This is a genomic window from Flavobacterium sp. P3_A6, from assembly GCF_056403035.1.
The window spans coordinates 175,342-196,747 of record NZ_JBFUGG010000003.1; the positions used below are offsets into that span (position 1 = coordinate 175,342).

16 protein-coding genes are annotated in these 21,406 nt (G+C 34.7%); 15 read left to right on the forward strand and 1 reads right to left on the reverse strand.

Annotated features, from left to right (window positions below; genetic code table 11):
* Nucleotides 1–123: 123 nt before the first annotated feature.
* From rimP to AC1DVP_RS04300, 4 genes are all read left to right on the forward strand, one after another.
* Nucleotides 124–588, forward strand: a complete 465-nt coding sequence (gene rimP / locus AC1DVP_RS04285; protein WP_477182310.1) for a ribosome assembly cofactor RimP — start codon at nt 124–126, stop codon at nt 586–588.
* 13 nt (nt 589–601) lie between these two features.
* A complete protein-coding gene (nusA, locus tag AC1DVP_RS04290; protein ID WP_325265226.1) occupies nt 602–1,855 on the forward strand; it encodes a transcription termination factor NusA in 1,254 nt (417 codons plus the stop codon).
* Between the two features lie 90 nt (nt 1,856–1,945).
* On the forward strand, nt 1,946–4,864 hold the full coding sequence (gene infB / locus AC1DVP_RS04295) for a translation initiation factor IF-2 (RefSeq protein WP_477182311.1): 2,919 nt from the start codon (nt 1,946–1,948) through the stop codon (nt 4,862–4,864).
* A 290-nt stretch (nt 4,865–5,154) separates the two neighbouring features.
* A complete protein-coding gene (locus AC1DVP_RS04300; RefSeq protein WP_477182312.1) occupies nt 5,155–5,913 on the forward strand; it encodes a 5'-methylthioadenosine/adenosylhomocysteine nucleosidase in 759 nt (252 codons plus the stop codon).
* Between the two features lie 30 nt (nt 5,914–5,943).
* Here AC1DVP_RS04300 and AC1DVP_RS04305 read toward each other — a convergent pair whose 3' ends face one another.
* Nucleotides 5,944–6,333 carry an SPOR domain-containing protein gene (locus AC1DVP_RS04305; protein ID WP_477182313.1) on the reverse strand — a complete coding sequence of 130 codons (390 nt, stop codon included), beginning with the start codon at nt 6,331–6,333 and terminating at the stop codon, nt 5,944–5,946.
* Nucleotides 6,334–6,551: 218 nt separating this feature from the next.
* On the opposite strand from AC1DVP_RS04305, the gene AC1DVP_RS04310 reads away from it, so the two are divergent.
* From AC1DVP_RS04310 to queG, 11 genes are all read left to right on the forward strand, one after another.
* Entirely contained in the window at nt 6,552–7,877 is a 1,326-nt protein-coding gene (locus AC1DVP_RS04310) for a c-type cytochrome (RefSeq protein ID WP_477182515.1), read from the forward strand.
* 84 nt (nt 7,878–7,961) lie between these two features.
* Nucleotides 7,962–11,024, forward strand: coding sequence for a TAT-variant-translocated molybdopterin oxidoreductase (locus AC1DVP_RS04315; protein ID WP_477182314.1), 3,063 nt, complete (start codon nt 7,962–7,964; stop codon nt 11,022–11,024).
* A 36-nt stretch (nt 11,025–11,060) separates the two neighbouring features.
* Complete coding sequence (gene nrfD / locus AC1DVP_RS04320) at nt 11,061–12,464, forward strand: NrfD/PsrC family molybdoenzyme membrane anchor subunit (RefSeq protein WP_111409728.1); 1,404 nt, start codon at nt 11,061–11,063, stop codon at nt 12,462–12,464.
* Nucleotides 12,457–12,981 carry a DUF3341 domain-containing protein gene (locus AC1DVP_RS04325; protein ID WP_100842289.1) on the forward strand — a complete coding sequence of 175 codons (525 nt, stop codon included), beginning with the start codon at nt 12,457–12,459 and terminating at the stop codon, nt 12,979–12,981. The genes nrfD and AC1DVP_RS04325 overlap by 8 nt, the downstream gene beginning before the upstream one ends.
* A gap of 8 nt (nt 12,982–12,989) precedes the next feature.
* Nucleotides 12,990–13,538 (forward strand): c-type cytochrome, encoded by a 549-nt coding sequence (locus AC1DVP_RS04330; RefSeq protein WP_477182315.1) that lies wholly within the window; start codon nt 12,990–12,992, stop codon nt 13,536–13,538.
* A 30-nt stretch (nt 13,539–13,568) separates the two neighbouring features.
* A complete protein-coding gene (locus AC1DVP_RS04335) occupies nt 13,569–14,897 on the forward strand; it encodes a quinol:cytochrome C oxidoreductase (protein WP_477182316.1) in 1,329 nt (442 codons plus the stop codon).
* A 19-nt stretch (nt 14,898–14,916) separates the two neighbouring features.
* A complete protein-coding gene (locus tag AC1DVP_RS04340) occupies nt 14,917–16,074 on the forward strand; it encodes a cytochrome c oxidase subunit II (RefSeq protein ID WP_477182317.1) in 1,158 nt (385 codons plus the stop codon).
* A gap of 28 nt (nt 16,075–16,102) precedes the next feature.
* A complete protein-coding gene (locus AC1DVP_RS04345) occupies nt 16,103–17,899 on the forward strand; it encodes a cytochrome c oxidase subunit I (protein ID WP_477182318.1) in 1,797 nt (598 codons plus the stop codon).
* A gap of 82 nt (nt 17,900–17,981) precedes the next feature.
* Nucleotides 17,982–19,004, forward strand: a complete 1,023-nt coding sequence (ruvB, locus tag AC1DVP_RS04350) for a Holliday junction branch migration DNA helicase RuvB (protein ID WP_477182319.1) — start codon at nt 17,982–17,984, stop codon at nt 19,002–19,004.
* Between the two features lie 9 nt (nt 19,005–19,013).
* Nucleotides 19,014–20,360: a cytochrome P450 gene (locus AC1DVP_RS04355; RefSeq protein ID WP_477182320.1), complete on the forward strand. Its 1,347-nt coding sequence runs from the start codon at nt 19,014–19,016 to the stop codon at nt 20,358–20,360.
* Complete coding sequence (gene queG, locus AC1DVP_RS04360) at nt 20,357–21,283, forward strand: tRNA epoxyqueuosine(34) reductase QueG (protein WP_477182321.1); 927 nt, start codon at nt 20,357–20,359, stop codon at nt 21,281–21,283. The genes AC1DVP_RS04355 and queG overlap by 4 nt, the downstream gene beginning before the upstream one ends.
* Nucleotides 21,284–21,406 lie beyond the last annotated feature (123 nt).

Consider the following 21,406-nt stretch of genomic DNA (forward strand, 5'->3'; position numbering starts at 1 on the left):
GATATATTTTTTTTTAATACTAATCAATTTTTTTGATTTATAAAAAAACACTATATTTGCACCGTTATTTATTAATATACTAGATAATGAGGCACGCATAGCGTGCCTCTTTTTATAAAGATTATGACATTTAAAGACAAAGTAAAGCAAGTAGTAGAAGAAGCTCTTCAGGAAAAACCATCTATTTTTTTAATTGACTTGACTATAACGGACAGTTTTAAAATTATTATTGGGATTGATGGGGATAATGGAGTGGTTTTGCAGGACTGTATTGATATAAGCCGTGCTGTTGAGGGTAGCTTAGACAGAGAAGAACAAGATTTCTCTTTAGAAGTAGCCTCAGTAGGAGTTGGATCTCCTTTGAAATTAGTGAGACAGTATAAAAAAAATATTGGCAGAACACTAATTGTTAAAACGAATGCCGAAAATATTGAAGCAGAATTAGTTGAAGCTAATGATCTTTTTATAATTTTGTCTTGGAAAGCTAGAGAAGCCAAAAAAGTGGGTAAGGGAAAAGAGACCGTTCAAAAAGAATTACAGATTCCTTACACAGATATTAAAGAAGCAGTTGTTACAGTAACATTTTAATTAAAGAATTCGCATGGAAAATTTAGCATTAATCGATTCATTTTCAGAGTTTAAAGATGATAAACTTATTGATCGTGTAACGCTTATGGCAATTTTGGAAGATGTATTTAGAAATGCATTGAAGAAAAAATACGGTTCAGATGATAATTTTGACATCATCATAAATCCTGATAAGGGAGATATGGAGATTTGGAGAAGAAGGGTAATCGTTGCTGACGAGGATTTGGATTTTGAAAATGAGGAAATTACATTAACTGAAGCTAGAAAAATCGAAGCCGATTTCGAAATTGGTGAAGAAGTTTCAGAAGAAGTTAAACTGATAGATTTGGGTAGAAGAGCAATATTAGCTTTAAGACAAAATTTAATTTCAAAAATACACGAACACGATAATACTAATCTTTATAAACAATTTAAAGATATTATTGGCGATATTTATACTGCTGAAGTGCACCATGTGCGTCCAAGAGTTGTAATTTTGGTGGATGATGACGGAAATGAAATTATTTTGCCAAAAGAAAAACAAATTCCTTCTGATTTTTTCCGTAAAGGAGATAATGTTAGAGGTATAATTGAAAGTGTTGAACTGAAAGGAAATAAACCTCAGATTATTATGTCCAGAACTTCAGATAAGTTCTTGGAAAAATTATTTGAACAAGAAATTCCTGAAGTTTTTGACGGTTTGATTATGGTTAAAAATGTTGTGAGAATTCCTGGTGAAAAAGCAAAAGTAGCTGTTGATTCTTATGATGACCGTATTGATCCTGTAGGCGCTTGTGTTGGTATGAAAGGATCCAGAATTCATGGAATCGTCCGTGAATTAGGAAATGAAAATATTGACGTGATTAATTATACCAGCAATATTCAATTGTATATTACCAGAGCATTAAGCCCTGCTAAAGTTTCTTCAATCAAAATCAATGAAGAAGCAAAAAGAGCTGAAGTGTTTTTGAAATTGGAAGAAGTTTCTAAAGCAATTGGTAGAGGGGGTCATAATATACGTTTGGCAGGTCAGTTAACAGGCTATGAGCTGGATGTAATCCGTGAAGGTGATGTTGCCGGAACTACTGCTGATGATGATGATGTTGAATTAACTGAGTTTTCAGACGAAATCGAGGAGTGGGTTATAGAGGAATTTGCAAAAATTGGCTTGGATACTGCTAAGAGTATTTTGAAGCATGATGTTGAAGATTTAGTTAGAAGAACAGATCTGGAAGAGGAAACAATTTTAGATGTAATGAGAATATTAAATGAAGAATTTGATAGTTAACCGACTATTAATTCCTCATATAAAATAAATTTCTATTTTTATAGTATGATAAAAGTGGAACAACGAATAAGGTAAAAATAAAAAGATTTTATGTCTGAAGAGAGAATTATTAGAATAAACAAGGTTTTAAGGGAATTAAATATTTCGTTGGAAAGAGCTGTGGATTATCTAAAAGATAAGGGGATTGCTATTGAATCAAACCCAAACACAAAAATTTCTGAACAAGAATTTAATATCCTACAAAGTCAGTTTGCAGGCGACAAGGGGAATAAAGAAGCTTCTAAGGAAGTTAGTGAAGAGAAAAGGAAAGAAAAAGAAGCTTTACGTATAGAACGAGAAAAAGAAGTCGAAGACAAACGCAAAACAGAAGAAGATCGTTTAAAACAGCAAGAAATTATTAAAGCTAGAGCTGTATTGTCGGGACCTGTTCAAGTTGGTAAAATTGATCTTAATCCGAAAAAGCCTGTTCCTGCTCCAGCTCCTGTTGTTGCTGAAAAAGTAATTGCTCCTATAGATGTAACTTCAAATGAAGTGCCTGTTTCTAAAGAAGATGTAAAAAAAGATACTGTTGTTGAGCCTGTAGAGAAAAAAGAGGCACCAGTTGAAAAAGATATAAAAGAAGTTTCTGCTGTTCAAGAAAAAGAGATAAGCAACAGACCTAAATTCAAGGAAGTTAAAAATGTTGAAAAACAACCAGAAGCTGTTATAGAGAAAAAGGCTGAAAGTGTTGTTAATGAAACTCCGGTTGAGGAATCGATTACGACACAATATCAAAAACTTTCGGGAGCAACTCTAACTGGTCAAGTGATTGATTTGTCTCAATTCAATAAGCCGAAAAAGAAAAAAGAAGATCCGAAAATTACGCCTAACAAGCCTGGTACTCCTGGAGCGGCTGGTGCTGGTAATGCTAATAAAAATAAGCGCAAGAGAATTGCTCCTAAACCAGGGGCTCCTAAGCCTCCTGCAACTCCTGGTGTTCCTGGAGCGCCAAATCCAAACAAAATTACTCCAAATACCGGTGGAGGCGGTTTTAACGCTAACAGAAGCGCAAGACCTGGATTTGTAAAAGGTAACCGTCCTGCAATTGTTGCAAAGGTTGAGCCAACAGAGGAAGAAGTTAAAAATCAAATTCGTGAAACTTTAGAAAAACTTCAAGGTAAAGGAGGCAAATCTAAAGCTGCAAAATACAGAAGAGATAAAAGAGATACGCACCGTCAAAAATCTGATGATGAGCAAAGAGCTTTAGACGAAGGAAGCAAAACTATTAAAGTTACTGAGTTTGTTACTGTAGGTGAAATTGCAATCATGATGGATGTGCCAATTACAAAAGTGATTGGAACATGTATGTCTCTTGGAATCATGGTTACCATGAACCAGCGTCTAGATGCTGAAACATTGACAATTGTTGCTGATGAGTTTGGATATGAGGTTGAGTTTATAACTGTTGATATCGAAGAAGCAATTGAAGTAGTTGAGGATAAAGAAGAAGATCTGGTTTCTAGAGCGCCTATTGTTACTGTAATGGGACACGTCGATCACGGTAAAACATCTTTACTGGATTATATTCGTAAAGAAAATGTTATCGCTGGTGAGTCAGGTGGAATTACACAGCACATTGGAGCTTATGGAGTAACATTGGATAATGGTCAAAAAATAGCTTTCCTTGATACACCTGGTCACGAAGCGTTTACCGCAATGCGTGCACGTGGAGCTCAAGTAACCGATATTGCTATTATTGTTGTGGCTGCGGATGATGATATCATGCCGCAAACTAAAGAGGCTATTTCTCATGCTCAAGCAGCAGGAGTGCCAATTATATTTGCAATTAATAAAATTGATAAACCAAATGCTAACGTTGAAAAAATTAAAGAGCGTTTAGCAGGCATGAATCTTTTGGTAGAAGATTGGGGCGGAAAAATTCAATCTCATGATATTTCTGCAAAAGTGGGTACTGGAGTTAAAGATTTATTAGAAAAAGTGTTACTAGAGGCTGAAATTTTAGATTTGAAAGCAAATCCAAATAAAGCAGCTCAAGGTACTGTTGTAGAGGCTTTCTTAGATAAAGGAAAAGGATATGTTTCTACAATATTAGTACAGCATGGTACTCTAAAAATTGGAGATTATATGCTGGCAGGAAAACATCATGGTAAAATTAAAGCTATGCATGATGAAAGAGGTAATACTGTAACTATAGCAGGACCTTCGACGCCTGTTTCAGTTTTAGGTCTTGACGGAGCTCCAACTGCAGGTGATAAGTTCAATATTTTTGAAGATGAAAAAGAAGCAAAACAAATTGCTGCTAAACGTTCTCAATTAATGCGTGAACAATCTGTACGTACACAGCGACATATTACATTAGACGAAATTGGACGAAGAATTGCTTTAGGTCAATTTAAAGAATTAAATATTATCCTTAAAGGAGACGTTGATGGTTCTGTTGAAGCGTTGTCTGATTCGTTCTCTAAATTGTCTACCGAAGAAATTCAAATCAATATTATTCATAAAGGTGTTGGAGCAATTACAGAATCTGATGTTATGTTGGCTTCTGCTTCAGATGCAATTATTATCGGATTTAATGTTCGTCCAGCAGGTAATGCAAGACAGTTAGCAGATAAAGAAGAAATAGATATCCGTTACTACTCTATCATTTATGCAGCCATTGATGACTTGAAAGATGCAATGGAAGGAATGTTAGCTCCAGAAATGAAAGAAGAAGTTTTAGGAACTGCTGAAATTAGAGAAATATTCAAAATTTCTAAAGTTGGATCTATTGCTGGTTGTATGGTTATGGATGGTAAAATTGCCAAAAATGCGAAAATCAGAATTATTAGAGATGGTGTGGTAGTATTTACTGGAGAGCTTCTTGCATTGAAACGTTTCAAAGACGATGTTAAAGAAGTTGCAAAAGGATATGATTGTGGTATTCAGATAAAAGGTTACAACGACATCGAAGAAAGAGATGTAATTGAAGCTTACCACGAAGTAGCTATCAAAAAGAAATTGAAATAATAATCAATTTATATAATTTTAAAATCCCAATTCGTTGGGATTTTTTTGTTTGTAACCTCAAGTCGATTATTAATTTTTGGAGCGGAATGATAAGACATTTTCAGGAAATAGGGTTTCTCGCTATCTGTTACAATCTCTTCGTAAAAACTGCGAGGATTTTTACTTCACTCAAGCGAAGCGAACTGGCGAAGCAATCGGGGCTAAGGATAAATATATTGCTTCTTTGTGATTATTTGCAATGGAGTTAAACTCTGGTCAAAGGTCTGAATAGTTTAAAATGAACTTTTATAATGAAAGAAAAGCGAATTGGAATACTGGGTGCAATGCCCGAGGAAATTAATGGAGTTGTTTCCCTGCTTAAAGATAAAAAAGAAGTAGTAAAGGGAATGCGGAGCTATTATACAGGTACAATAAATAATGTTGAAGCTGTAGTGGTTTTTTCTCGTTGGGGGAAAGTAGCTTCCGCCACAACGGTAACTCATTTAATTATTGAATTTGGAATAACAGAATTAATATTCACAGGAGTTGCTGGTGCAATTAGACATGATTTGAATATAGGTGATATTGTTATTGCAAATAGTTTGGTACAGCATGATTTGGATGCCCGGCCCATAATGAAGCGGTTTGAAATTCCTCTTTTGGGAATAACAGAAATCTTTTTGCCAAAATATATTCTAGATAATGTAATTGAGCAGATAAATGAATTAGTGGAAAAGGGGAGTTTAATTCATTTGCTTTCTCCAAAACAGCAGGAATTATTTTCATTGACTGCCCAAAAAGCTGTTATTGGACAGATAGCCAGCGGGGATAAATTTTTTTCCAGCACTCTTGAAAAAGAGAATCTTTTAGCTGTTCTTCCAGATGTTTTATGTGTAGAAATGGAAGGCGCTGCAGTGGCTCAGGTCTGTTTTGAATATGATATTCCTTATATAATTATCCGTATTATTTCTGATGCTGCAAATGAAAATTCTGTAGTAGATTTCAATGAGTTTATTGCGCAAGTTGCATCTAAATTTAGCGTTGAAATAATTCAAAAACTTATTAAATGATAAAAATTCAGATTTTTTCAACGCTTGAAATTATTTATTGGGTTTTATTAAAAATACGTTTTTATATCTTTTTTTGATCTCTACAAGGTTGCGTTCTGCTTCCATTCTGGTTCTGAAATTTCCAACCCAAACTTTATAATTTGGCGTGTTAAAAATGATAGTTCCGTCCAGGTCTTTGAATTCCTGCTTAAATTCGGATAGGGTTTTTTTGGCAGTTTCGCTTATACCGTTGAAGATTTGAATTTTGTATCTGTCATTATAAGACAAATTTTGGTTTGATTTTCTTTTCTCTGTCAGTAATTGTTCGAATTTTTGGTCTTGATTTAGGGTCAAATTCGAATTTTGAGCTCCTGATTTTGTTGAAATGCAACAAAATATTAGAACTGCCAATAAAGGGTGTGCGGATCTTAAAAATCTCATAATCTGATTATTTATTTGCAAAAGTAACATTTTAACAGGAAATTGAAATTGGATTTATTATTTAGATTTAATATAAATTATAATTAAGATTATTTTAAGGTTTTGAGAATAGTTCTTAAGTCGTATTTTTGTCCAAATTTTTAAATAAGGAGGGTTTCATCTTCTAATTTATTAGGATGATAAGCGAACAATTTTTAGTAGATAATCAATATATTAATATGAAAAAGGTGGGTAACCATAATTCGAATTCAAGGAAATTATTTTTAAGCTTAGCATTAATGTTGAGTATTTCCGTAGCTTCATTTGCTCAGGATGCAGCTCCGGTTGCAGCTACAGCGGCTCCAGCGGCGAGTTCTGGAGGTGATGCGGCAAAAGGTAAAGAGCTTTTTAACGCCAATTGCGCTGCATGTCATAAACTTGATGCTAAATCAACTGGACCTGCATTGAGAGGTGTATCTGCTAAGCATGATATGGCGTGGATTTATAAGTGGGTTCACAATAGCGGTGATTTGATTAAATCTGGCGATGCTGTCGCTGTTAAGCTTTTTGAAGATAATAATAAAGTTCCGATGACTCCGTTTCCTCAGTTAGCTGAAGGAGATATTGATAATATTATAGCTTATACTTCTGAGCCAAAGGCTGAAGCTCCGGTTACTGCTGCTGGTCCAGCGGCTACTGCAAAAGATGGTTCGCAAGAAGCAGGTATTTCTAATAATGTTATTTTAGGTGCTTTGTCATTAGTAATGGCAATACTTATTGTGATGTTGGTTTTAGTAAATAATGTGTTGAGAAAAGTGGCTGCTGCAAATGGCATTGAAGTTGTCAAGAAAGAGTCAACATTGCCAATTTGGAAAGCATTTGTTAAAAATCAATTTTTAGTATTGGTATCGGCTATATTCATGTTGCTTGCGGGTGCCTATTTAGTATATGGTTTTTTGATGCAGGTAGGTGTGGATCAAAATTATGAGCCAATTCAGCCAATACATTACTCCCACAGAATTCATGCTGGTGATAATGAAATCAATTGTAAATATTGTCACTCTGCTTCTCGTGTAAGTAAAACTGCTGGGATTCCATCTTTAAATGTTTGTATGAACTGTCACAAAAGCATTAGTGAAGTTGCTGAATCTACAGCTACTCCGGAATACAGCAAAGCTTACTATGATGGAGAAATTCAAAAATTATATAAAGCAGTGGGCTGGGATGCTTCAACACAGTCTTACACTGGAAAAACGGAACCTGTAAAATGGATTCGTATTCATAATTTACCTGATTTTGTTTATTTTAATCACTCTCAGCACGTTACTGTTGCAGGTGTAGAATGCCAAACATGTCACGGTCCGGTTCAAGAATTCGAAATCATGAAACAGTTCTCTCCTTTGACTATGGGATGGTGTATTAATTGCCACAGAAAAACTGATGTGAAAATGGAAGGGAATGAGTATTATACAAAAATACACGAAGAACTTTCTAAAAAATATGGTGTAGATAAGCTTACAGCTGCTCAGATGGGCGGTTTGGAGTGTGGTAAATGTCACTATTAGGAATTTAATGTTATCACTTGTTAAGTGATTGAAATTAAAGGATAGAACAAAAAAAAATTATTAAGATTAATATTTATATATAATATGTCATCAAACAAAAAATACTGGAAAAGTGTTGAAGAACTAGACGGAAATAGTTCTATTGTTGAGGCGCTTAGAAATAACGAATTTGTTGAAGAGATTCCTACGGATGAGTTTTTAGGAAATGAAGCGGCTTTGTCTTCTTCTTCAACTACACGTCGTGACTTTTTAAAGTACGTTGGTTTTAGTACAGCTGCAGCTTCTCTTGCTGCATGCGAAGGTCCTGTGCATTTATCAATTCCTTATGTGTTGCAGCCAGAACAAATCGTTCCTGGAGTAGCTGATTATTATGCTACTTCGGTTTTTGATGGTTTTGATTTTGCAAACCTTTTGGTAAAAACACGTGAAGGGCGTCCAATCAAAATAGATAATAACACTATTGCTGGGGCTAAATTTTCTGCTAATGCTAGAATTCATGCTTCCATATTGTCATTGTACGACAATATGCGTTTGAAAGAGCCTAAGTTAGATGCTAAAAATGTTTCTTGGTCAGCGGTTGATTCAAAAATAAAATCTAGTATTGTTGATGCTAAAGCAAAAGGAGGACAAGTAGTGTTTTTAACAAATACTTTGGCTAGTCCATCTACTGAAAAGTTGATTGCTGATTTTATTGGCAAAAATCCAAATGCAAAACATGTAATATATGATGCTGTTTCTTCTTCAGAAGCTTTGGATGCTTTTGAAACTGTTTATGGAGAAAGAGCTTTAGTTGATTATGATTTTTCAAAAGCGTCAGTGATTGTTTCTGTTGGTGCTGATTTTCTAGGAGATTGGCAAGGTGGAGGATATGATGCAGGTTATGCTAAAGGAAGAATTCCTTCAGGTGCTGTTGGAAAGAAAATAATATCAAAACACATACAGTTAGAGTCTAATATGACTTTGTCTGGAGCTGCAGCTGATAAGCGTGTTGCCATGTCTACAGCCAATCAAAAACAAGCATTAGTTCACATATATAATGTTATTACTGGATCATCTGTTTCTACTTCATTAGATGCTGCTTTCAAAGCAGATGTTACTAAAGTGGCTCAGCAATTAAAAGCTGTAGGTTCTAAAGGAGTTTTGGTGTCTGGTATTCAAGATAAAAATGCTCAATTATTAGTTCTTGCTATCAATCAAGTTTTAGCTAGTGAAGCTTTTACTACTTCTGGAACCAGACAAATTCGTAAAGGATCTAATGAGAATGTGGCACAATTGTTAAAAGATATGAATGCTGGAAGTGTTCATACTTTAATCATGAGTGGTGTTAATCCAGTTTATACTTTGGCAGACAGCAAATCGTTTGTTGAAGGTTTGAAGAAAGTAAAAACTTCAGTAGCATTGTCATTAAAAGAAGATGAAACTGCTTCTTTGGCTACAATTGCTGCTCCAGTTCCTCATTACTTAGAGGCTTGGGGAGATTTAACGTTAACAAAAGGGACTTATAGTCTTACTCAGCCAACTATTCGCCCATTATTTAATACAAAACAATTTCAAGATATATTATTGTCTATAAATGGAATTCCTGGAACGTATTATGATTATTTGAAAGCTTTTTCAGCATCAGTAACTGGAGGGGTTTCTTGGAATAAAGTTTTGCATGACGGTGTTTATGTTGGAGTTATACCTGCATCTGCTGGTGGTACTGCAGATTATACTAGTGCTGCAAATGCATTAGCTCAAGCTAAATCTGCCGGTCTTGAATTAGTATTGTATACTAAAACAGGAATGGGAGACGGGCAACAGGCTAATAACCCTTGGTTACAAGAGTTTCCAGATCCATTAACTAGAGTTTCATGGGATAACTATGTTACTGTTTCTAATGCCGATGCTAAGAAATGGGGTTTAACTAATGAAATCGTTGCTAACGGTGGATTAAATGGCAGCTATGTTACTTTGACTGCTAATGGTGTAAAACTTGAAAATGTTCCTGTAATTGTTCAACCAGGTCAAGCTGTTGGAACTGTGGGAATGGCTTTAGGTTATGGCCGTAAAGCAGCTTTGAAAGAAGAAATGCAAGTAGGTATTAATGCCTATGCTTTATACGGAGGTTTCAATAATATACAAACAGCTACAATTGCTAAAGCTGATGGAGAACATGAGTTTGCTTGTGTTCAAGGTCAGAAAACGCTTATGGGTAGAGGTGATATTATTAAAGAAACAACTCTAGAAATTTTTAATTCTAAAGATGCTGAATTTTGGAATGAAAAACCAATGGTTTCTTTAGATCACCAAGAAGTAGCAGCTACTTCTGTAGATTTATGGGGTTCATTTGACCGTTCTACCGGTCATCACTTTAATCTTTCTATTGATTTAAATGCTTGTACAGGTTGTGGTGCATGTGTTATTGCATGTCATGCTGAAAACAACGTACCTGTTGTAGGTAAAGCTGAAGTAAGAAGAAGTAGAGATATGCATTGGTTGCGTATTGATAGATATTATTCTTCTGAAAGTACTTTCGAAGGGGATAATGAAAGAAAAGACAATATAGCTGGTTTGTCTAGTTCATTGTCTACATTTAATGAAATGGAAAAAGCTGGAGATAACCCACAGGTTGCTTTCCAACCCGTAATGTGCCAGCATTGTAATCACGCTCCTTGTGAGACTGTTTGTCCTGTTGCGGCAACTTCACATGGCCGCCAAGGTCAAAATCAAATGGCTTATAACAGATGTGTTGGTACTCGTTACTGTGCTAACAACTGTCCTTATAAAGTACGTCGTTTCAACTGGTTCTTATACAACAAAAACAGTGAATTTGATTATCATATGAATGATGATTTAGGACGTATGGTTTTAAATCCGGATGTTAATGTTCGTTCTCGTGGAGTAATGGAAAAATGTTCTATGTGTATTCAAATGACACAAGCAACAATTTTGAAAGCTAAAAACGAAGGAAGAGCAATAAAAGACGGTGAATTCCAAACTGCTTGTTCAAATGCTTGTTCTACTGGAGCAATGATATTTGGAGATGTAAATGATAAAGAAGCTGTAGTTACAAAACTAGCAGAAGACGATAGAAGTTATCATTTATTAGAGCATGTTGGAACAAAACCAAATGTTGTATACCACGTTAAAGTTAGAAATACCTAGTACAAAAATTATTAATTAAGAATCAAATAAAGGATTATGTCGTCTCACTACGAAGCAGCCATTAGAAAACCCTTAGTTATAGGTGATAAATCTTATCACGATATAACTGTTGATGTAGCCGCACCTATCGAAGGTAAAGCAAATAAACAATGGTGGATTGTATTTACAATTGCATTAACAGCTTTCCTTTGGGGATTAGGCTGTATTATATACACAGTGTCTACAGGTATTGGTACTTGGGGATTAAATAAAACAGTTGGTTGGGCTTGGGATATTACTAACTTCGTTTGGTGGGTTGGTATTGGTCACGCAGGAACTCTTATTTCTGCTGTACTTTTATTATTTCGTCAACGATGGAGAATGGCAATTAACCGTTCTGCTGAGGCGATGACTATCTTCTCTGTAATCCAAGCTGGTTTATTTCCAATTATACACATGGGGCGTCCTTGGTTGGCTTATTGGGTATTACCAATTCCAAATCAGTTTGGATCTCTTTGGGTGAATTTTAACTCACCATTACTTTGGGACGTATTTGCAATTTCAACATATCTTTCAGTATCATTAGTTTTTTGGTGGACTGGTTTATTGCCTGATTTTGCTATGTTGCGTGATAGAGCTATAACGCCTTTCAACAAAAGAGTGTATTCTATACTAAGTTTTGGATGGAGCGGTAGAGCTAAAGATTGGCAGCGTTTTGAAGAAGTTTCATTAGTTCTTGCAGGTTTAGCGACTCCTCTTGTACTTTCTGTGCATACTATCGTATCGATGGACTTTGCTACTTCTGTTATTCCAGGATGGCATACTACGATTTTCCCTCCATATTTCGTTGCCGGAGCTGTTTTCTCAGGATTTGCGATGGTAAACACCCTGCTTATCATTATGAGAAAAGTATCTAACTTAGAAGCTTACATTACTATTCAGCATATCGAATTGATGAACATTGTAATCATGATTACAGGTTCTATTGTTGGGGTAGCTTATATTACTGAATTGTTTATTGCTTGGTATTCTGGAGTAGAATACGAACAATACGCTTTCTTGAATAGAGCAACTGGACCTTATGCTTGGGCATATTGGGCTATGATGACTTGTAATGTGTTTTCTCCGCAGTTTATGTGGTTCAAAAAATTAAGAACAAGTATTATGTTTTCTTTCATAATTTCAATTGTGGTAAACATCGGAATGTGGTTTGAAAGATTTGTAATTATCGTAACTTCATTACATAGAGATTATTTACCATCTTCATGGACTATGTTCTCTCCAACATTTGTTGATATTGGAATTTTTATCGGAACAATAGGTTTCTTTTTTGTGTTATTCTTATTGTATGCAAGAACATTCCCTGTTATTGCGCAAGCCGAGGTTAAAACAATATTGAAAGCTACAGGAGAACATTATATTAAAGAAAGAGAAGCTAATAAACATTCACATCATGAGTAATAAAGTTATATACGCCATTTATAATGACGATGATATTTTGATGGATGCTGTAAAAAAGACACGTGCAGCTCATCATCATATTGAAGAAGTATTTACACCATTTCCAGTTCACGGATTGGATAAAGCTATGGGACTTGCACCTACGCGTTTAGCAATATGTGCTTTTATTTATGGATTGTGTGGTTTGTCTTTTGGAACTTTCTTGATGGATTTTGTAATGATTCAAGACTGGCCTCAGGATATTGGTGGTAAACCAAGTTTTAGCTATATTGATAATATGCCGGCTTTCGTGCCTATTATGTTTGAAGAAACTGTATTTTTTGCAGCTCACTTAATGGTTATTACATTTTATATGAGAAGTAGATTGTGGCCATTTAAAGAAGCAGAAAATCCAGATGTAAGAACTACTGATGATCACTTTTTGATGGAAGTGGCTGTTAACAATAATGAAGAAGAATTAGTTTCTTTTTTCGAAGGTACAGGTGCGGTAGAAGTTAAAGTAATTGAAAAGCATTAATTGTAGATATGAAAAGTTTATATAAAATAACACTTGTATTGGGTTTAATGATAACGGTTTCATCTTGTTTTAATAAAGACAAGCCGAATTATCAGTATTTTCCAAATATGTATGAGGCAGTGAGTGCTGAAACGTATGCTCCGGCTCCGGTTGATGTATTTAAAAATGGTAAAGAAGGTCAGCTTCCTGCGGTAGGTTCAATAAATAGAGGTTTTGAACCTTTTGAATATGAAAATACTCCAGAAGGATATGCATTAGCGAAGGCTAATTTAAAATCTCCATTAGATTCATTAGATAGAAATTCTGATAAAGGAAAAGCACTTTTTGAAATTTATTGCATTAGTTGTCATGGTGCAGCTGGAGATGGTAAAGGAAAATTAGTGGAAAGAGAAAAATTTCTTGGTGTACCTAATTATAAAGACAGGGATATTACTGAAGGAAGTATTTTTTATGTGGAAACTTATGGTTTAAATGCTATGGGTTCTCATGCAAATCAAATGAGTGCTCACGAACGTTGGTTAGTTGCTGACTATGTTCTTAAACTAAAAGCACAATAATAATTGTTGAACAAACTGATCGTAATAGATATGTATACATTTTCAAGTAAATTAAAAACTTTTTCTTTCGTCTTAATGGCTATTGGTCTTTTGGGAATTGGATATGGTTTTTTAACTGCGCCTAAAGACATTCAAGATGTTGAAAAAATACTTGCTGCTGATGCTCATGGTAGTCATCATGAAGTAAGTAATGAATCTGAAGGAGCACATGCTGTTTCTGCTGAAGCAAAAGTGAAAGCTGAAGCGGAGCACACAGAACATTTAACTCATGTTTTACACCAATTAGAAAATAAGCCTTGGTCTGCATTATATGTAGCATGCATTTTCTTTATGTTGCTTTCTTTAGGAACATTAGTTTTTTATGGTATTCAACAAGTTGCACAAGCGGGTTGGTCTCCAGTTCTTTTTAGAGTTATGCAGGGAATTACGGCTTATTTACCTGTTGGTTCTGTGATTTTTTTCATATTCTTAATATTATGTGGATTACATTTCAACCATTTGTTTATATGGTTGGATCCTGAAGTTGTTGCTCATGATAAAATTATAGCTAATAAATCTGGGTATTTAAATTTCCCTTTTTGGATTGTTAGAGCTGCTGTATTTTTGCTAGGATGGAATGCTTATCGTTATTTTTCCAGAAAAAATTGTTTGGCTCAAGATGAATCAGATGATAATTCTTTCTACAAAAAGAATTTCAATATTTCAGCTGGATTTTTAGTGTTCTTTATTGTTTCAGAATCTATTATGTCATGGGACTGGATTATGTCTTTGGATCCACATTGGTCTAGTACATTATTTGGTTGGTATGTATTTGCTAGCTTCTTCGTTAGCGGTATTACGATGATTGCTATGGTTACTATTTATTTGAAATCAAAAGGATATTTAGAGAACGTAAATTCTAGCCATATTCATGATTTAGCTAAATTTATGTTTGGTATTAGCGTTTTTTGGACTTACTTATGGTTTTCACAATTTATGCTGATTTGGTATGCTAACATTCCTGAGGAGATTACTTATTTTGTAATGAGAATTCAAGTTTACAATCTACCATTCTTTGGAGCTGTTGTTATGAATTTCCTATTCCCAGTTTTAATTTTGATTAATACTGATTTTAAACGTATCACTTGGATTTTAGTTATGGCCGGAACTGTAATATTGTTAGGTCATTATGTTGACTTCTTTAATATGATTATGCCTGGTACTGTAGGTGGTAGTTGGTTTATTGGTGTTTCAGAAATTGCATCCGTTTTATTCTTTCTTGGATTATTTATTTTTGTTGTCTTCTCAGCATTAACTAAAGCTCCTTTGTTACCAAAAAGAAATCCATATATAGAAGAGAGTAAACATTTTCATTATTAATATTTAAAGAGATAAACAGATGACAAGTTTGTTGGTAATTATAGTTTTAGTTTTATTAGCTGTTGCAATATGGCAATTGACGAAAATATTCGATTTAACTCAAGTTGCTTCGACTTCGGACAATTCGCAGGTTGCAACCGATGATGATAATAATGTGCAGGGATATTTAATGTTTGGGTTTTTAGCATTCATTTATATCTTTACAATATATGGCGTTTATACATGGGGTCATTTAGTACTTCATACTCCAGCTTCTGAGCATGGTGCATTGATAGACCGCTTAATGAATATTACTTGGGTTTTAATTTTTACTGTTCAGGCAATTACTCAAGTTTTATTGCATTATTTCGCATTCAAATACAGAGGTAATAAGGATAAAAGAGCCTTGTATTTTGCTGACAATAACAAATTAGAAGCTATTTGGAGTGTAATTCCTGCTGTAGTTTTGGCTGGTTTAATTCTTTATGGTCTGTATGCTTGGACAAATATTATGTTTGTTGACGAAGATGAGGACACGGTGGTTATCGAGTTATATGCTCAGCAATTTAAATGGACTGCAAGATATGCCGGTGCCGATAATGTATTAGGAAAAGCTAATGTTAGATTGATTGAAGGAGTTAATACTCTTGGAGTTGATTTATCAGATCCTTATTCTCAAGACGATATTGTGGTTTCAGAATTGCATATCCCTAAAGGAAAAAAGATTCACTTCAAAATGAGATCACAAGATGTGCTGCATTCAGCTTATTTCCCTTATTTTAGAGCGCAGATGAACTGTGTGCCAGGTATGGTTACTGAGTTTGCTTTTACTCCAATTTATACGACTGCTGAATATCAAGCTTTACCTTATATGGTTGAAAAAGTTGCTAATATTAATGCAATCAGAGCTAAGAAAAGTATAGAATTAGTTGCAAAAGGAGAGCCAGCGTTAGATCCTTACACTTTTGAATATTTATTATTGTGTAATAAAATTTGTGGAGCTTCTCACTATAATATGCAAATGAAAGTTGTAGTTGATACTCCTGAAGATTATAAAAAATGGCTGAGTGAAAAAACAGCTCTAGTTGCAGAAGTAAAAGCTTCTAAAGCTGAGCCAGCAGCGCCTGATGCTTCTTTAGGAAAAGATTCAGCTGTTTCAAAAGATACTGCAGCTGTTGTTAAAATAGCTATGAAATAATTATTAAGAAAATTTAAAGTATAAATATATGTCAGCAGAAGGTCACGATCACGGACACGATCACGAACACGAACACCACCATAAAGACACTTTCATTACTAAATATATTTTTAGTATTGACCACAAAATGATTGCTAAGCAATATTTGTTAACTGGTATCATAATGGGTGTTATCGGTGTAAGTATGTCTTTGCTATTTAGAATGCAATTGGCTTGGCCAGAAGAGTCTTTTAAGATTTTTAATGTTTTGTTAGGTGATAAATTTGCACCTAATGGTGTTATGGCTAATGATATTTACTTGGCCTTGGTTACTATACATGGAACCATTATGGTATTCTTTGTATTGACTGCCGGATTAAGCGGAACTTTTAGTAATTTACTGATACCGCTTCAAATTGGTGCTAGAGATATGGCTTCAGGTTTTATGAATATGATATCTTATTGGTTATTCTTTTTGTCAAGCGTAATCATGATCTGCTCGCTTTTTGTTGAAGCAGGACCGGCCTCTGCTGGATGGACAATTTATCCTCCATTAAGTGCCTTGCCTCAAGCTATACCTGGATCAGGATTGGGAATGACTTTGTGGTTGGTTTCTATGGCTATTTTCATTGCTTCTTCTTTAATGGGTTCTCTGAATTATGTTGTTACTGTTATTAACTTAAGAACAAAAGGTATGTCTATGACAAGATTGCCTCTTACTATTTGGGCTTTCTTTGTAACTGCTATTATTGGTATTGTATCATTTCCAGTATTATTATCAGCTGCTTTGTTATTGATTTTTGATAGAAGTTTTGGAACGTCATTCTTCTTGTCAGATATTTATATTGCTGGTGAAGTTTTACATTATCAAGGTGGTTCTCCAGTACTTTTTGAACATTTGTTTTGGTTCTTGGGACACCCTGAGGTTTATATTGTAATCTTGCCTGCTTTAGGTATTACATCTGAAATTATTGCTACAAACTCCCGTAAGCCAATCTTTGGTTATAGAGCGATGATTATGTCAATTATTGCAATTGCATTTTTATCAACGATTGTTTGGGGTCACCACATGTTTATTTCGGGTATGAATCCTTTCTTAGGATCTGTGTTTACCTTTACAACATTATTGATTGCAATTCCATCTGCTGTAAAAGCATTTAACTATATTACTACGCTTTGGAAAGGTAATCTTCAAATGAATCCTGCTATGTTATTTTCAATTGGTTTGGTTTCTACTTTCATTACTGGAGGTTTAACAGGAATCATTCTTGGAGATAGTACATTGGATATTAATGTTCACGATACTTATTTTGTTGTAGCACACTTTCACTTAGTAATGGGTATTTCTGCTCTTTACGGAATGTTTGCTGGAATTTACCACTGGTATCCAAAAATGTTCGGAAGAATGCTGAACAAGAACTTAGGTTATGTTCACTTCTGGGTAACTGCAGTTTGTGCTTATGGAGTATTTTTCCCAATGCACTTTATTGGATTAGCAGGTTTGCCAAGACGTTATTATACTAATACAAACTTCCCACTTTTTGATGATCTGCAAAATGTTAACGTTTTGATTACAACATTTGCTTTGATCGGCGGAGCTTTTCAATTAGTTTTCTTATACAATTTCTTTATTAGTATTTTTTACGGTAAAAAAGCGGTTCAAAATCCATGGAAATCTAATACTTTAGAATGGACTACACCTGTAGAGCATATGCACGGAAACTGGCCTGGAGAGATTCCTCATGTACACCGTTGGCCTTATGATTACAGTAATCCTGGACATGAAGAGGATTTTGTGCCTCAAACAGTTCCAATGAAAGAAGGAGAAGTAGTTTTACATCACTAGAATTTCAAAAATTATATAAATGCCTTTCATTATTGAGAGGCATTTTTTTTATTGCAATGATTACTTTTTTTATCTTTATCGAATGAATGAGAATTTAGATCCTACAAATAATAATTTTAGTCCAGAAGAGCTTGATATTGAAAAAAGATTAAGGCCTTTGTCTTTTGATGATTTTTCGGGTCAAGATCAAGTATTGGACAATCTTAAAGTTTTTGTCGCCGCGGCTAATCAGCGTAATGAGGCTTTGGATCATACGCTTTTTCACGGCCCTCCAGGTTTAGGTAAAACTACTTTGGCTAATATTTTGGCAAATGAACTTGGGGTTGGAATCAAAATTACTTCTGGCCCAGTTTTGGATAAGCCGGGTGATTTAGCTGGATTACTTACTAATCTTGAGGAACGTGATGTTTTGTTTATTGATGAGATTCATCGTTTAAGTCCTATAGTTGAGGAGTATTTATATTCTGCTATGGAGGATTTCAAGATAGATATTATGATTGAGTCGGGGCCAAATGCCAGAACAGTGCAAATTAATTTGAATCCTTTTACACTTATTGGTGCAACAACGCGATCTGGTCTTTTGACCGCTCCAATGCGAGCCCGTTTTGGGATATCTTCCAGATTGCAATATTACACAACTGAACTTTTGACAACTATTGTGGAACGGAGTGCTATGATATTCAAAATGCCTATTACGATGGAAGCGGCAATCGAAATTGCAGGCAGGAGCAGAGGAACTCCTCGTATTGCTAATGCTCTGTTGCGCCGCGTACGAGATTTTGCCCAAATTAAAGGAAATGGAACTATCGATATTGAAATCGCCCGTTATGCCTTAAAGGCACTTAATGTAGATGCACATGGTTTGGACGAGATGGATAATAAAATTCTAAATACAATCATTGATAAGTTTAAAGGCGGGCCTGTTGGTCTGTCAACTTTGGCAACTGCTGTTTCAGAAAGCAGTGAAACAATCGAGGAAGTCTATGAGCCGTTTTTGATTCAGGAGGGTTTTATTATGCGGACACCGAGAGGACGTGAAGTAACTGAGAAAGCATATAAGCATTTAGGGAAAATAAAAGCAAATATACAAGGCGGACTTTTTTAAAATTTAGTAATGACAGGGCATCAGAAATATAATTATCCAAAAAGACTTTCAATATTTAATTTCTTTTTAGATGCTGAAGGAATCCGTAAAAATCCGATTCCGTTTCATAAAAAATATTTTGATAAATTAGGTGATACTTTTTCTGTTAAGATTGGAAGGACGAAGCATTTGATATTGTCAAGAGATAATGATATTGCTCAGTATATTTTACAAAAAAATCATAAAAACTATTATAAGTCTAATATCCAAACCGTATATCTGTCGAAATATCTGGGAAAAGGACTTTTGACATCGGATGGTGATTTTTGGCTAAAGCAAAGAAGATTGATTCAGCCTGCATTTCATAAGCAAAAAATGAATCAATTGGTTGTCAACATGGAAAGGATTATTGATTCGGAACTGAATGAATTAGCTGAAGTAAAGCCTGTCGATATTTTTCCTGTAATGAGTCAGTTAGCATATAATGTTGTTGCCAAATCATTATTTCATCTTTCTACCTCCAAAGAAAAATTAGACAGAATAAAGTTTATTATTGATGAAGTTCAGAAATTCTTAATCAAAGAAGTAAGACTTCCCCATAAAGGATGGTGGTTTTTATTAAGCGGACAAGCTAAAAAACATTTTCGGCTGTCTTTAGAAAACAACAATATTATTCAAGAAATCGTAGAAGAAAGAATTACTTCAAAAGTGCATACTAATGATTTGTTGAATATGCTCCTTGAAACACGATATGAAGACACAGGAGAAGCAATGCCGGTGACTCAATTAATTGATGAAATAAAAATTTTTTTTGTTGCGGGTTATGAAACAACCGCAAATGCTTTGACTTTTACCCTTTACCTTTTAGCAAAGCATCCTGATGTGCAGCAAAAAGTTTGGCAGGAGATTATAGAAATTGAATCTCAAGAAAGTGATACTGTAGATCAGCTGCAGAAAATGACCTATATCAATGCTGTTTTGAATGAATCAATGCGTTTATATCCTCCAGCATGGATTGTAGACAGACAGAATGTTACAGATGATACTATTGCTTCTTATCATGTAAAAAAAGGAACGCTAATTGGTATTTCATTATATGAATTGCACCGCAATCCTAAATATTGGAATAATCCTTCAGCATTTAATCCAGAACGGTTTTTAGGAGAACAAAAAAAGCATTCTATGCAGTATTTTTATCCTTTCGGTGCTGGTCCAAGAATGTGTATAGGTACTGGTTTTGCTATTTATGAAATGTGTTTGACGCTTTTTAAAATTGTGAAAAAATACGAGATAAAATCCATCAGCGGAGAGGTTCAGTTTAATCCGCTGGTTACTTTAAAGCCTGTCGGGGTAGAAGTTTTATTTACTAAAAGATGACAATCAATTCAAAAGAAACATATTCAAAATTTATAAAGTCCGAAGCCAAGCGCCTCGGTTTTTTATCTTGCGGCATTTCTAAAGCTGGCTTTCTTGAGCAGGAAGCTCCCCGTTTAGAAAATTGGCTGAATAATAACTATAATGGTCAGATGGCCTATATGGCGAACCATTTTGACAAGCGTTTAGATCCCACTTTATTAGTAGATGATGCTAAAAGTGTGGTTTCACTTTTGCTGAATTATTATCCTTCGGAAACTCAAAATCCTGATTCCTATAAAGTTTCCAAGTATGCGTATGGACAGGATTATCATTTTGTCATCAAAGAAAAACTTAATGAATTCCTGTTTTCAATCCAACAGAATATTGGGGAAATCTCAGGCCGTGCTTTTGTGGATTCGGCACCGGTTTTGGATAAAGCTTGGGCTGCCAAAAGCGGTTTAGGATGGATTGGAAAAAACAGCAATTTACTAACTCAAAAAGTGGGTTCTTTTTATTTCATCGCTGAGCTTATTATTGATCTTGATTTAGAGTATGATCATGCCGTTACAGATCATTGCGGTTCTTGCACCGCATGTCTTGATGCCTGTCCTACACAGGCAATTGTTGCTCCGTATGTGGTTGACGGCAGTAAATGCATTTCTTATTTTACGATTGAACTAAAAGACAGTATTCCATTAGAGATGAAGGGTAAGTTTGATGATTGGGCTTTTGGATGTGATGTTTGCCAGGATGTTTGCCCTTGGAACCGTTTTTCAAAACCGCATAATGAACCTTTATTAAACGCTAACTCCGAATTACTTTCGATGTCCAAAAAAGATTGGATAGAAATTACAGAAGAAACTTTTAAAAAGGTGTTTAAAGATTCTCCTCTTAAAAGATCAAAATTCCATGGCTTAAAGCGGAATATCCTTTTTCTTGAATAATTGATTTATTGCTGATAGCCTATTAAAAGATTAAAATCGAACTCAGGTTGGTGATTTTTTTAATTGCGAATTTGCGTTTTATTGCAAATGAAAATTTTGTTTTTGATGATTAAATTTCAATTT